Genomic DNA, 12,582 nt, shown 5'->3' with positions numbered 1-12,582 from the left:
AGGGGCTGGTTAGCGTGCGGGGATGCTCCTCGCGATTTCCGACACGCACCCTGCGATTCCGCCCAACGAGACGGCCTGGCTGCTCGAACTGGGCATGCCGGCGTGGGAACCGGATGCCAAAGCGGTCCACCGGCTCGGTCCCGGAACCTCTGAGTTCGTGCTGCCCGATGGCCACCGGATCAAGCTTGCAGCCGGCAACGGTGCTGGACACTACCCGGCGGGCTACCTCGAGCGGCTGCGGACGACAGGCGAGTGCTGACACTCGACGCCAACGTCCTGATCGGATGGCTCGATCGAGAGGACGCCTGCCACGAGATCGCGGTCGAGATCATCGAGTCCCACGAGTGGGACGAGTTCGCGACGGCGACGGTGACCCTGGCGGAAGTACTCGTCCGTCCGGCCTTGGATGGCATGTACGACGAACACCTCGACGCCATCACAGCGCTCGACGTGATCGCCTTCGGAGTCGACGGCGACCTGGTGCGCAGCATCAGCACGTTGGCGGCTCGTGAACGGCTGCGGGGACCGGATGCAGCGGTCCTCGCAGTCGCAATTCGCACCAGCACCGCAATCGCCACGCTCGACCGCCGTCTCGCTGCGGCAGCACGCCGCGTTGGTTTCTCGGTCGTTGACGAACCAGCCGAGGACGCGGCACCTGCATCAGGACCGGGCTGGTGGGAATGGCTGCCGTCAGGTCGGTGATTCCGAGGCGGGGCAGGGCTCTCCTGCCGGGGTCACCCCAGCCATCGCGACGCTCCGCCGTCGGCCCGAGACGCCGCCGACCTTCCGAGACGCCGCGGACTTCGGCGGCGTCTCAGGGGCTCGGCGGCGTCTCGCGCGGACGGCCGCGCCGCGCGGGTCAGGCGGCCAGGCCGTCGATGCGGGCGATCTCGTCGGCGCTGAGTTCGAGGGTCGCGCCGGCGGCGTTCGACCGGATGCGATCCGGGTTCGACGACTTCGGGATGACGACGAACTGGTGGGCGACGTGCCAGGCGACGATGACCTGTGCGGCATCGGCGTCGTGGGCCTCGGCGATCTCCACGAGCGTCGGGTCCTGCAGGTTGCTCGCCTTGAACGGGCTGTAGCCCTCGAGCACCACACCGCGGTCCCGGAGCCCGTCCGCGACCGTGCGGTCGAACTCGACCGGGCTCCAGCGGATCTGGTTCACGGCCGGCGTCGCACCCGTCGCCTGGACCAGCTCGTCGATCTGCTCGAGCGAGTAGTTGCTCACACCGATCGCCCGCGTCAGCCCCGCTTGCTGCGCCTCGACGAGCTGCTGCCACACGTCGGGACGTGCCTCGCCGTTCGGCGGCCAGTGGATGAGCCACAGGTCCAGGTGGTCGAGGCCGAGCTGGTCCAGGCTCTCCTCGATGGTCTCGCGGACGCGGTCGGCGTTGTCCGGCGGCAGCTTCGTCGTGACGAACAGGTCCTCGCGGGGAAGGCCCGAGTCGGCGATGGCCTTGCCGACGCCGCGCTGGTTGCCGTAGCCGGTGGCGGTGTCGATGTGGCGGTAGCCGGCTTCGAGGGCGGCGGCCACCGCGGCGGGAGCGTCAGGCTCCTCGATCTGCCAGGTGCCGAAGCCGAGGAGCGGCATCGAGCCTCCGGTGACGGGCACGGACGGTTGTGCGTAGTCGGTCATGGCTCCTTCTTACGCGGCCACCGTCGACAGGCGGTCAGCACATGAACGGGCGAGGCCGCTGACGTCACGCCGTCAGCGGCCTCGCCCGTGGAACCGTCAACGGTTCAGTTCGAACCCGTGCACAGTGCCGACGCGTACTGCCCCGAGCTCTTCTTTGAGGCGACGACCTTTCCGTCCACCTTGATCTCACAGGTGATCTCGTTGCCGGTCGTACCGTTCGTGGCAGTCAGCGTGAAGCTGTTGAACTTCAGCCCCTCGGACGAACCGGTGACCTTTTCCTCCTTGGTCCAAGGCAGCTTCGCCCCGGAGACCTCCTCCGAGCCGGAGTTGTTGTCCGTGTAGGTCGAGTAGTTGATGGTCGAGTCGGTGCTGTCACCGGTCACTGTGTACGAGACCGTGTGCTCAGCCGCGGCGGCCTTGTTCGACTTGTCGACGGCGTCGGACGCAGCGAAGAAGATCGCCGAGTAGACGACGACCATGATGATGGCCAAGATCGCCCCGACCGCGGACAGGATCAGCCCGGCGATGGAGGTCCCGTGCGGCCGGCCCTTGCGGGTCAGCCCGATGATCGCCAGGACGATGCCGACGACTCCCGTGGCGATGGCGACGTAGTTGACGAACGGGATGGCGAAGGCGACAACAGTCAGGATGCCGAGGATGAGTGCGGCGACGCCGAACCCGTTGCCTCGACGCTGCTCCGGAGCGGATGACTGGTGGTACGGCGCAGCGGGCGCGTTGAACTCACTCATGCGGAGATAGTCTCAGCTATGCGCCGACTGTGAGAACACCCAGAACGAGGTACAAACGACCTGCATTGGCTCAGCACCGACCAGCCCACCGGGCGGCGCGTGCGTCCCAGGGTGTCGGCGGCCTCCGCCAGGATCGACGGGTCCCCCGAGCACCACCAGGAGCACCACCGAACATGACGTCCCGCCGACGCCGCACCCGCGCCACCATCAAGTCCTCGATCGTCACGCTCGTCCTCGCGATGGGCGTGTGGGCGCTGTTCTCGTCAGGAGTGCTCTCCACCGGAGCGGACGCGACGACGAGCGCCGGCAGCACCACCACCGACACGGGCGCCCCCGGCACCACCCCACGTCCCAACGTGACCACATCGGCACAGACGCCCGCGACGACCGGGCCGAGCCGGGCCTCCAGTCCGTCGGCCGATGCTGCCCGCGCGATGCTCGCCGCCCTACCGGTGAAGGGGAAGGCGCCCGCGACCGGCTACGACCGGGAGGCCGACTTCGGCACCCCCTGGCTGGACGTCGACCACAACGGCTGCGACACCCGGAACGACGTCCTGGCGCGGGACCTGACCGACATCGTCCGACAGGGGCCCTGCAAGGTGCTGTCCGGCGACCTCGTCTCGCCGTACACCGGCGGCGAGATCGCGTTCGTGCGGGGGAACACGACCTCGACCCTCGTGCAGATCGACCACGTCGTCGCGCTCGAGAACGCCTGGCGCACCGGAGCGCAGCAGCTCACCCAGGCCGAACGGCAGGCGCTGGCCAACGACCCCGAGAACCTGTTCGCGGTCGACGGGCACTCGAACTCCCAGAAGCGCTCCTTCGACGCCGCGACCTGGCTGCCCGCGGCGAAGGACTTCCGCTGCGAGTACGTCGAGCACCAGGTCGCGGTGAAGGCGAAGTACCGGCTCTGGGTCGTGCCGGCCGAGCGGGACGCGATGGAGCGAGTGCTCACCACCTGCTGAGCCACCGAGCACACCGCTCGCAGTCAGACAACACCTGTAGCGTAACTCTCGTCCGGCGGACGCCGCCGGACCGGACTCGCCGCTCAGCGCCGCGCACCGACACGGACGCTCCCCGGACCCCGAGCCCTTCATCGTCGAAGACAGCAGGAGGCCTCCACCACATGACCGACACCAGCACCAGCTCCAACTCCAGCTCCAGCTCCAGCTCCAGCACCCGTTTCACCGACCGCGTCGTCCTCATCACCGGCGGCGGCTCCGGCCTCGGCCGTGCGACCGCCGTCCGCCTGGCCACCGAGGGCGCAAAGCTCGCGCTCGTCGACGTCTCCGAGCAGGGCCTCGAGGCCACGAAGTCCGCCGTGATCGAGGTCGCCCCCGACGCCGAGGTCCTCACCACCATCGCCGACGTCTCCGACGAAGCGCAGGTCGACGCCTACGTCGCCGCCACTGTCGAGCGCTTCGGCCGCATCGACGGCTTCTTCAACAACGCCGGCATCGAGGGCAAGCAGAACCTCACCGAGTCGTTCACCGCCGCCGAGTTCGACAAGGTCGTCTCGATCAACCTCCGGGGCGTGTTCCTGGGCCTCGAGAAGGTCCTCGCCGTGATGCGTGAGCAGGGCTCTGGCATGGTCGTCAACACCGCCAGCGTCGGCGGCATCCGCGGCGTCGGCAACCAGTCCGGCTACGCGGCCGCCAAGCACGGCGTCGTCGGCCTGACCCGCAACTCCGCCGTCGAGTACGGCGAGTTCGGCATCCGCATCAACGCGATCGCACCGGGCGCCATCTGGACGCCGATGGTCGAGAACTCGATGAAGCAGATCGACCCGGAGAACCCGCGCAAGGCCGCGGAGGAGTTCATCCAGATCAACCCCACCAAGCGCTACGGCGAGGCACCCGAGATCGCCGCGGTCGTCGCCTTCCTGCTCTCCGACGACGCGTCGTACATCAACGCCGCGGTCGTCCCGATCGACGGCGGGCAGTCCGCCAAGTACTGACCCTCCGCGGTCCGAGCCACCGGGGCGCGCCTTCCTGACGGGAGGCGCGCCCCACCTGTTCCGCCCGTCCTGCGTGGCAGCATGGCCGGTGACACGACCGTGGAGGGGAACGCGATGAGCGCCAACGGAACGACAGGGTCCAGCTTCGGGCCCGGAGCCGAGAACACCGGACCCGACGCTGCCGGCGACCTGCGGCGCCGCATGGGCGAATCAGCGGAGGGGTTCCTCGGCAGCGCTGCCTGGGTTCCGTGGAAGGTCGCCGGCACCAGCGGTGAGCCCGAGGACGGCAGCGTGGCGCACGTCGTCCTGCGCGACCGTCCGTTCGTGCCGGTCTTCACCGATCCCGCCCAGCTGGCCACGAGCCTCCCGGGCCTGGAAGCACGCGCGATGCCGATGGCCGAACTCGTCACCGCGCTGCCCGAGGAGTTCGGGATCGTCGTCGACCCGACCAGCGCCGAAGCGGCGAACTTCCTGCAGGCCGACGTCGTCGCCGGACTGCGTGCGGGCATCGGCGGCGTGCCGCCCGAGGCCGACGAGGACTGACGATGGCCGCCCAGCTGACGCTGCCGCAGGCGTACGCGCTGCTGCTCCTGCGTCCGGACGGCAAGCTCGCCGTCTCGTCGCAGACCTTCGACCCCGGTGCCGCCGGAGCCGTCCTCGGCGACCTGGCGCTCCGCGGGGTGCTGCAGTTCGACGGACGCAAGGTGATCCCGGCAAAGTCCGCTCCCGTCGGCGACCCGGTGATCGACGGGATGAAGGAGCAGATCGACCTCTCGCCATCGCCGCGCCGACCCGCCTCCTGGGTGTCCCGGAACGCCAACGTGACGCTCCGGGCGTCGGTCCTCGGCGGGCTCGGCGACCGCGGACTCGTGACGCGGCAGGAGCACCGGATCTTCGGCATCCTCGCGTGGGTGCGCTGGCCGGAGCGGGACGGCGGGCCGGCGAAGCTCTTGCGCGGCGAGATCGGCGACGTCCTGCACCTCGGCGCCGCGCCCACGCCGTTCGCGGTCGCGCTCATCGGGCTGCTCAACGCCACGGGGACGCTGCGCGGGCAGTTCGGCAAGGTCGACCGGCAGCGCGTCAAGGCGCTGACGGACGGGGACTGGGTCGCGGGCGCGGTGAAGTCCGTGGTACAGAGCCGTCAGACGGCGGCGACGGCCGGGGGCGGTGCGGCCGGGGGCTGAGCGGCCATCTCGAGCTGACCCGCCCGCCGACCGCGTCACGCCGACGGCATCACTCCCGCGGCGCCACCAACTCGATGAACCGCGACAACAGCGCCAGCCCCGGGATCGACGGCGGCAGCGCTGTCGTCAACGCCGGCGAGTGCACGAGGTACGCCGCCCACTTCGCCCGCGACAGCGCCACGTTCAGCCGGTTCGGCATGAGCAGGAAGTCGAGCCCGCGTGGGATGTCCGCCGCGGAGGACGCGGCCAGCGAGGTGATCGAGACCACGGCCTCCCGGCCCTGGAACAGGTCGACGGTGCCGACCTGCGTGCCGGTGTGGCCGGCCCGGTCCAGAGCGTCCCGGATGACCGCGCCCTGCGCGTTGTACGGCGCGACGACGATGACGTCCTCGTCGGTCAGCTGTCGGGTACCGCGGTCGTCGGTCCAGGTACGCCCGACGATGTCGGCGACGAGCGCGACGACCTGCTCCGCTTCCTCCGGCGACGAGGTCGTGTTCCCTGCGTGCACGACGGGCACCGGGTGCAAACCGGGCTCGATCCCGTCGAGGGACCGCCCGGACACCATCGACGCGAGCTGCCCGTCGTAGGACAACCCCGACACCGCCGCGGTCAGGGCCGGTTCCATCCGCCGGGTCTGCGCCAGGAAGTACCCGAACTCCGGCGGGAGCACGTGCTCGCCGTCGGCCAGCCAGCCGAGTGCAGACTCGTCGACCGGCTCGGGGTGCGAGCCCTGCGACACCTGCGGCAGCTGCTGCGGGTCGCCGAGGAGCAGCAGGCGTGTGGCGGCGATCGCCGAGGCGATCGTCGGCGCGAGGGAGAACTGCCCCGCCTCGTCGACGACGAGCAGGTCCAGGGAGTGCCGAGCGATGGTCGACTCGTTCGCGAAGGTCCACGCCGTCCCGCCGACGACTCCCCCGGTGCCGGTGTCAGCGCAGGACTGCAGGAACGCTGCGATGGCCGCGCCGTTCTTCACCGGCGTCCACTCGGCGGCCTCGATGTCTTCGGGGTCGGCGCCGCTCTTCGGCTGCTTCACCACCCGGTCGGCGGGGACCCCGGCGGCGATGACCGCGTCGAGGAAGTTCTCGCTGGTCGCGTGCGACTGTCCGACGACGCCGACCCGCCAGCCGTGCTCCCGCACGAGCCGTGCGACGACGTTCGACCCGACATACGTCTTGCCTGTGCCGGGAGGCCCCTGGATCGCCAGGTACGACCGGTCCAGTCCGAGCAGGGTCGCCACCACGGCGCCTACCGTGTCGTCCCCCACGACCGGCACGAGGGGCCCGCGAGGCGGCACCCGACGCAGGAGGTCGAGCGCCGGGTCGGGCAGCATCTCGGGGAGCGCGTCGAGCACCTCGGCCCCCCACTCGGCGATCGCCTGCGGCTGCGGCTTCGCCCGCGGCGGCGACGACGGTGCCAGCGCGACCGGGAACCCGGTGTGCGGTTCGCCGCCGCCGACGGGAAGTCGTTCGAGGACGAGCACCTCGGTGGCGTCGCCGTTGTCCCACACGTCCAGGATCGTGGCGCGGTCGGTGGCGCCCTTCGAGCCGGGGCCCGGGGCGGTGATCGTCGCCGGGAGTGGGTCGTCGTACACGAGGTGGGGCGAGCCTCCCGGCCGGAGCCTGGAGCCGGGCGCGAGCGTCCCCGACAACCGGATCTCCCGCGACTGTGAGCGGGCGCGCGGCAATGTCGCCCAGTCCCGCTCGACGGAGGCGCGTTCGACGACGAGCACGTCGCGGGTGTCGGCCCACTCGTCGACCGGGTTGCGCAGGCGATCGAAGTGGTCCTGCCAGAACGTCTTCGCCTCGCGGCGGTGGTAGTCGATCGCGGCCGCGGCGAGCGCCAGCGCGGTCTGGTCCGGTGTGCGGTCGAGGGCGTCGACGTCCGCCGTCTCGGCGGCGAGCGCGACGTACACCGGGTTCGGCTCGCGCTCGACGGGGATGGGCGGGAGGCCCTCCAGCTCCGTCGTCGTCGTGGCGTCGGGCGCGTGCTCAGCGCGCAGGCCCAGCAGCCAGTCGCGGAGGCGCAGCGTCGACCGGCAGTCGTAGGCGTTGTAGTCGGCGACCTGGTCGAGCTGCCGCTGGCCCTCGACCGCGTCGCCGGTCCGGAGTTCGGTGATCGCGTCGACGTAGGCGGTGATGCTGTCGGCCGCGTTCGTCACGTCGCTGAGCCGCAGGTCGTCGCCCATGTACAGCGGCTCGAGCTTCTTGATCGAGTAGCTGCGGCTGCCGACGACCAGCGCCTTCCGCACGATCGGGTACAGGTCGACGAGGACGCCGGCGCGGAGGAGGTCGTCCACCGCGTCCTCCCCCACCCCGTGCCGCGCGGCGAGGGACAGCAGGTGCGTCCGCTCGTACGAGGCGTAGTGGTAGATGTGCATGTCCGGGTACTGCTCGCGGCGGTCCGCGATGTAGGCCAGGAAGTCCACGAGCGCCTGTCGCTCGTCGCGGATCGTGTGCGCCCAGAACGCGCGGAACTCGGCCTGGTCGTCGACGAGGCCGAACAGGTAGTCGAGGCCCCAGTGCACGCCGTCCTCGGTGTGCAGCGGGTCACCCTCGAAGTCGAAGAAGACGTCGCCGGGGTCGGGTGCGGGGATCGCATCGAGAGCACGTGGGTCGAGGACGTCGAAGGCCGGCCCGGTCCGGCCTGCGTTCGTCCCGTCACTCCGGTTCGCTGCGCGCTCCGTCTCGATCTGGAGGCCCGCCTGCCGCACCAGACGATCCAGCGTCGTCTTCGACATGGTCGCCACCGGCGCGGTCCGGACCGCCAGGTCGTCGATCGACCGCACGCCCTGCCGGATCAGCTTCGTCCGCTGGTCCAGGCGCATGCCGGCGACGAGGACCAGGTCGCGGTGTCGCTGCACCTCCTGCTGACACGCGGAGCACCGCCCACAGCTGGAGTAGCGGGGGTCGCCCCACTGCATCGGCTCGTCGGCGGCCAGGCGATCGGCGATCACCCGGATCAGCTCCGCCCGCTGCGTGCGGTACACCGGGACGATGTCGGCCAGCTCGTGCGTGGTCGTCGTCCGGTCGCCGAGGACCAGGTGCACCTGCTGCCCGGTCGGGATGCCGTTCGCGCGCATCTGCTCGGCGTAGGCGGCGAGCTGCAGCAGGGCACTGATCTTGGCGTGGCGGGCGAGCTTGGTGTCGTAGACTTCGTACTCACCGCGGTCGTTGCGGATGATGAAGTCCGCGAAGCCGATGAAGCCCGTGCCGTCCGCCGACGCGGGGACGTGGAACGTCGGTTGGTACAGGACGTCCGCGCCGTCCCGCATGCCCTGGAGCGCTGCGGCTGCCGCCTCCCGGTACTGCGGCGGGGCCGGACGGTCGAACTCCACGACGTCGTGGGTCTCCTTGAGGATCTCGAGGTAGTCGAGCTCGTGCTGGTCCCCCAGGCGGGCCGTCCGGTCGAGCATGTCGTCGTGCTCGTCGGGCAGGGGTTCTCCGCGGCCGAGCTTGGCGTCGAGGCGGCGGAGGAACGCCCACTCGCAGGTCGCCCACGTGGTGAGGTCGCTGGGGCTGAGCAGGGCTCGGCCGTCCTCGGTGATCTGCACTGCGCTCCCTGCTGTCGGTGTCCGTCCAGGGTAGGGGCGGGCACCGACGTCACTGGCGCGTGCAGCAGCCTCCCGTACGGTTGCCACATGGAACCCGGGGGCTCCAGCACCACACTGCTGCGGAAGAACGCCAATCTGCTCATCGACCACGGTGCGAAGGACCAGTCCGTCGCGGCAGAGTTGGGCCTGCTCGTGCCCGGGCGGAAGGGCACGGAGGGCATCGGCGGCAGGCTCGTCCTCACCTCGACCGCGCTGTTCTTCGAGGGCCACGCGATGAACCGCGTCCGCCCGCAGTTCGGCTTCCTCTTGGGCGAGATCGCTTCGCTCAGCGACGTGTCACGAGGCCTGTCGCGGCAGCTCCGGGTCGAACTCCGAAGCGGTGTGCACGGGCGCTTCGTGGTGTGGGGCGTCCCGCGGCTCATCGCGGCGATCGAGGAGGCCCGCGCCGCGCTCTGAGCCAAGGTCGCGGCAGCGCCGTCACGACTACGACTCCAGGCGCACGAACCTCGGACCGTCGTACCCGTCACGCGACACATGCGCGGTGAAGTCCGCCAGACCTCGTACCCAGTGCCCGTGCTCGCCGTACAGCGCCTGGTACACGACGACGGGCTCCTCGGTCTCGACGTCCTGTGCCAGGAGCACCACCTGGTACTCCCCGCCCTTGAAGTGCCGGTACCGCCCTGGGGTCACGTCATCGCTCATCCTCCCGATGCTACGGAGACGACAGCCGACCGTGCGCCGCCGTTCCCGGTACGGTGTCCGTCGGAGGGGGAACGATGAGCGACAGCATCAACCAGTGGGGCGGAAGCGCGACCAAGGCGGAGGTGGCGCCGCAGATCGTCGTGCGCCGGCCGCTGTTCCCCGGGGTGATCTTCCTGGCCCTCGGCTTGATCGGTTTGGTGATCGGTGTTCCGGGGCTCGTCTTCCAGCTCATCGCGGGCTCGGACGACAGCCCCGCGTTCGGCATCTTCATCGTCCTCGGAGCGGGGTCCTTGCTGCTTGGCCTGGCTCTCGCCGCCGGCCGCATCAACGTCTACGACCGGCACTACGACGTGAAGTCCGGCTTCGGGAAGTTCCGCCGCCGCGAAGTCGAGGACATCCACACGCTCCGTCTCGGCAAGCAGTCGAACGGCAGTGTGACGTTCATCAGCCTCACCGCCTGGAACGAGCAGCGGAAGAAGCAGTTCATGGTCTTCACGAACTACCGCGGCTACCGCGAGTTCACCGCGTGGCTCGACAAGCGGCGCCCCGAGCAGTGGGCCGAGTGCGAGCGGCTCGGCCTGCCGGACTAGTACTGGTCAGTCGCTGACGTCGCCCGAAGAGGTCACTGGTGCGCCGCGACGGCGTCCATCAAACTGATGTGCGGGCGCGACGGCAGGGGGACCGCCGCGAAGTCGATGGTGGATCCTCCGTTCTGGAGGCGACTGTATGAGCATGGCGGGCGCGTCAGCGGGCAAACGTGCTCGTCACCTCAGCCGCGCAGCTGAGGCTGACCCAGCCAACGCAGCCGCGTTGCTCGCCGCTTCCAGCCGGTTCTCGGTTGCGGAGAAGACCGAAGCGCAGACCATGCAACTGGTCTCCGAGCTCGCGACCGACGGTTTCCAGCTCCTTCCGGACCGACGATGGCCTGGATCTCGAACAGCCCAGGTGGACCTGGTCGTGGTCGGGCGGTCCGGAGTCTTCATCGTCGACACGAAGGCATGGCGGGACTTCTCGGTACAGGGAGGTCGGCCGCACCGGGGACAGGACGACGTCACGGACGAGTTCGACTCTCTCTCGACGTTGCTCGCTGACACGCAGGAGGCCTTCGCCGAGGTCGGTCTGCCACCGAGCGAGGTGCACTGCATCGCCGTGATGTCGCTGCAGCCCCGGATCGCGACCGCTGTCGGGACCGTCGAGGTCGTGGGCACCGAGAAGCTCGTCGAGCGACTCCGACGTCCCGGTGCGCGGCTGAACGTCGCCGACGTGGAGAAGCTCGCTGCGGTCGCCCGCGACTACTTCGCGGTCATCGTCGACCCAGAGGACGGGCCCTCCGCCCTGCACATCGACGTCGATGAGGACGAGGTCGTCTTCGACTTGGAAGAGTTCCACCGGGGGCTCCTCCACCTGGACGAAGCGCCGATCGAGACGTGGATGTCCTTCCTCGATCCGGCGCAGGCAAAGATCGCACGGAGGAGCTTCAACGGGCCCGCCCGTATCCGCGGCGCGGCGGGTACCGGGAAGACCGTCGTCGGCCTCCACAGAACAGCGCACCTCGCCCGAGCCGCCACCGACAAGGTGCTCGTGACGACGTTCGTGAAGAGTTTCCCGGCGGTCTTGAAGTCGCTGCTCGAGCGCTTGGAACCAGCGCACGCCGCGAAGGTCGAGTTCGCAGGCGTTCATGCTTTCGCCCGCTCGCTCCTCAAGGAACGCCGCGTCCCGTTCGAGATCGACCCGGACGCCGCGAACACCGCCTGGTGGCGCGCTTGGAACGCCCTCGACCCGAAAGACCCGCTCAGGTCCCCACGGTTCGGCTCTGATTACTGGCGGGACGAGGTCACACACGTGATCAAGGGTCGAGGCTTGACCGAGTTCGAGCGGTACGCAGCCGTGTCCCGCGTCGGACGAAAGTACGCCCTCCCCGTCGAGCTCCGGGAGCGAGCATGGGCACTGACCGAGACCTACAACCGCAATCTCAGTTCCGCTGGCGTCGTCGACTGGGCTGACCTGGCCCGGATGGCTCGCGACGAGCTCCGGGAGCGTCCACTCCACCGGTACGAGGCAGTCGTGATCGACGAAGCACAGGACCTCAGCTGCGTGACGGTCGGCATGCTGCACGCTCTCGTCGGTGACCAGCGAGACGGCTTGACGCTGATCGGCGACGGTCAGCAGTCCATCTACCCTGGCGGCTACACGCTCGGAGAGATCGGGATCAGCCTCGCCGGCCGCGGCGTCATCCTCGACGTCAACCACCGCAACACCCGTCAGATCGCCGACTTCGCGCGCCGTCTCGTCGAAGAGGACATCGTCACTGACATCGAGGGCACGGACGCTGCCGGTGACACGGTCGCCGCGATCACCCGGACCGGACCGGAGCCGGTGCTCCGACGTTTCACCCAGTCGAGGGACCTTCACCGGGCACTGGTGGCTGCTGTTCGGTCTGCTGTCCGCGGCGGGACGAGAACTGGCGACATCGGCATCCTGGCTCCGACCAATGCGGCAGCCAACCGTGTGATCGGCATCCTGCGTGAGGAGCGCCTACCGGTCGTCTCGATCGAGCGGTACACGGGGCAGACGACGAGCAACATCAAGGTCGGCACGATCAAGCGCGCCAAGGGCCTCGAGTTCAAGCACGTCTTCCTGGCGGACGTCCCAGCGCGGCTCCTGGACCAGGAGCCCGCGGCCGAGAACGAGAGCGCCCTCGAACGACGCCGACTCGATCTCCGCGAGCTCTACGTCGGCATGACCAGAGCTCGCGACCAGCTCTGGGTCGGAGTTTCGAACTGATCTGCCACCCGGACTAC

13 protein-coding genes are annotated in these 12,582 nt (G+C 69.7%); 9 read left to right on the top strand and 4 right to left on the bottom strand.

Annotation, left to right across the window (positions count from 1 at the left end):
• Positions 1-22: 22 nt before the first annotated feature.
• Positions 23-259, top strand: a complete 237-nt coding sequence (locus tag DEJ25_RS15170) for a hypothetical protein (protein ID WP_111045208.1) — start codon at positions 23-25, stop codon at positions 257-259.
• Entirely contained in the window at positions 253-702 is a 450-nt protein-coding gene (locus DEJ25_RS15165) for a PIN domain-containing protein (RefSeq protein WP_111045207.1), read from the top strand. Before DEJ25_RS15170 ends, DEJ25_RS15165 begins: the two co-directional genes overlap by 7 nt.
• 157 nt (positions 703-859) lie before the next feature.
• Here DEJ25_RS15165 and DEJ25_RS15160 read toward each other — a convergent pair whose 3' ends face one another.
• Both DEJ25_RS15160 and DEJ25_RS15155 read right to left on the bottom strand, forming a co-directional pair.
• Positions 860-1,639, bottom strand: a complete 780-nt coding sequence (locus DEJ25_RS15160; protein WP_220033240.1) for an aldo/keto reductase — start codon at positions 1,637-1,639, stop codon at positions 860-862.
• 104 nt (positions 1,640-1,743) lie between these two features.
• Positions 1,744-2,388 (bottom strand): DUF4190 domain-containing protein, encoded by a 645-nt coding sequence (locus DEJ25_RS15155; RefSeq protein WP_111045206.1) that lies wholly within the window; start codon positions 2,386-2,388, stop codon positions 1,744-1,746.
• A gap of 173 nt (positions 2,389-2,561) precedes the next feature.
• Between DEJ25_RS15155 and DEJ25_RS15150 the strand changes: the two genes are divergently transcribed.
• The 4 genes from DEJ25_RS15150 to DEJ25_RS15135 all read left to right on the top strand — a co-directional run bounded on the left by DEJ25_RS15150 (position 2,562) and on the right by DEJ25_RS15135 (position 5,529).
• Entirely contained in the window at positions 2,562-3,353 is a 792-nt protein-coding gene (locus DEJ25_RS15150; protein ID WP_258366526.1) for an HNH endonuclease family protein, read from the top strand.
• A gap of 161 nt (positions 3,354-3,514) precedes the next feature.
• Positions 3,515-4,345, top strand: a complete 831-nt coding sequence (locus DEJ25_RS15145; protein WP_111045205.1) for an SDR family oxidoreductase — start codon at positions 3,515-3,517, stop codon at positions 4,343-4,345.
• Positions 4,346-4,459: 114 nt separating this feature from the next.
• On the top strand, positions 4,460-4,888 hold the full coding sequence (locus DEJ25_RS15140) for an SseB family protein (RefSeq protein ID WP_181427468.1): 429 nt from the start codon (positions 4,460-4,462) through the stop codon (positions 4,886-4,888).
• Positions 4,889-4,890: 2 nt separating this feature from the next.
• Complete coding sequence (locus DEJ25_RS15135) at positions 4,891-5,529, top strand: GPP34 family phosphoprotein (protein ID WP_111045203.1); 639 nt, start codon at positions 4,891-4,893, stop codon at positions 5,527-5,529.
• Between the two features lie 49 nt (positions 5,530-5,578).
• On the opposite strand, the gene DEJ25_RS15130 is transcribed toward DEJ25_RS15135, so the two are convergent.
• Positions 5,579-9,079: a bifunctional RecB family nuclease/DEAD/DEAH box helicase gene (locus DEJ25_RS15130; protein ID WP_181427467.1), complete on the bottom strand. Its 3,501-nt coding sequence runs from the start codon at positions 9,077-9,079 to the stop codon at positions 5,579-5,581.
• A gap of 87 nt (positions 9,080-9,166) precedes the next feature.
• Here DEJ25_RS15130 and DEJ25_RS15125 point away from each other — a divergent pair, with 87 nt between their 5' ends.
• A complete protein-coding gene (locus DEJ25_RS15125) occupies positions 9,167-9,535 on the top strand; it encodes a hypothetical protein (RefSeq protein ID WP_111045202.1) in 369 nt (122 codons plus the stop codon).
• 27 nt (positions 9,536-9,562) lie between these two features.
• Here the strand turns inward: DEJ25_RS15125 and DEJ25_RS15120 are convergent, their stop codons facing one another.
• Positions 9,563-9,781: a DUF1653 domain-containing protein gene (locus DEJ25_RS15120; protein WP_110903025.1), complete on the bottom strand. Its 219-nt coding sequence runs from the start codon at positions 9,779-9,781 to the stop codon at positions 9,563-9,565.
• 74 nt (positions 9,782-9,855) lie between these two features.
• Here DEJ25_RS15120 and DEJ25_RS15115 point away from each other — a divergent pair, with 74 nt between their 5' ends.
• Positions 9,856-10,371, top strand: coding sequence for a hypothetical protein (locus DEJ25_RS15115; RefSeq protein ID WP_110903024.1), 516 nt, complete (start codon positions 9,856-9,858; stop codon positions 10,369-10,371).
• Between the two features lie 136 nt (positions 10,372-10,507).
• Complete coding sequence (locus DEJ25_RS15110) at positions 10,508-12,565, top strand: nuclease-related domain-containing DEAD/DEAH box helicase (RefSeq protein WP_110903023.1); 2,058 nt, start codon at positions 10,508-10,510, stop codon at positions 12,563-12,565.
• Positions 12,566-12,582: the final 17 nt, after the last annotated feature.

Source organism: Curtobacterium sp. MCPF17_011, assembly GCF_003234145.1.
Classification (GTDB): domain Bacteria; phylum Actinomycetota; class Actinomycetes; order Actinomycetales; family Microbacteriaceae; genus Curtobacterium.
The sequence above is the reverse complement of the archived record's forward strand: the minus strand, read 5'-3'. Positions and strand labels throughout refer to the sequence as shown.

Coding starts and splice junctions, on each gene's coding strand:
- DEJ25_RS15170 (WP_111045208.1), top strand. CDS start 23: ATGCTCCTCGCGATTTCCGACACGCACCCTGCGATTCCGCCCAACGAG.
- DEJ25_RS15160 (WP_220033240.1), bottom strand. CDS start 1,639: ATGACCGACTACGCACAACCGTCCGTGCCCGTCACCGGAGGCTCGATG.
- DEJ25_RS15155 (WP_111045206.1), bottom strand. CDS start 2,388: ATGAGTGAGTTCAACGCGCCCGCTGCGCCGTACCACCAGTCATCCGCT.
- DEJ25_RS15150 (WP_258366526.1), top strand. CDS start 2,562: ATGACGTCCCGCCGACGCCGCACCCGCGCCACCATCAAGTCCTCGATC.
- DEJ25_RS15145 (WP_111045205.1), top strand. CDS start 3,515: ATGACCGACACCAGCACCAGCTCCAACTCCAGCTCCAGCTCCAGCTCC.
- DEJ25_RS15140 (WP_181427468.1), top strand. CDS start 4,460: ATGAGCGCCAACGGAACGACAGGGTCCAGCTTCGGGCCCGGAGCCGAG.
- DEJ25_RS15135 (WP_111045203.1), top strand. CDS start 4,891: ATGGCCGCCCAGCTGACGCTGCCGCAGGCGTACGCGCTGCTGCTCCTG.
- DEJ25_RS15125 (WP_111045202.1), top strand. CDS start 9,167: ATGGAACCCGGGGGCTCCAGCACCACACTGCTGCGGAAGAACGCCAAT.
- DEJ25_RS15120 (WP_110903025.1), bottom strand. CDS start 9,781: ATGAGCGATGACGTGACCCCAGGGCGGTACCGGCACTTCAAGGGCGGG.
- DEJ25_RS15115 (WP_110903024.1), top strand. CDS start 9,856: ATGAGCGACAGCATCAACCAGTGGGGCGGAAGCGCGACCAAGGCGGAG.
- DEJ25_RS15110 (WP_110903023.1), top strand. CDS start 10,508: ATGAGCATGGCGGGCGCGTCAGCGGGCAAACGTGCTCGTCACCTCAGC.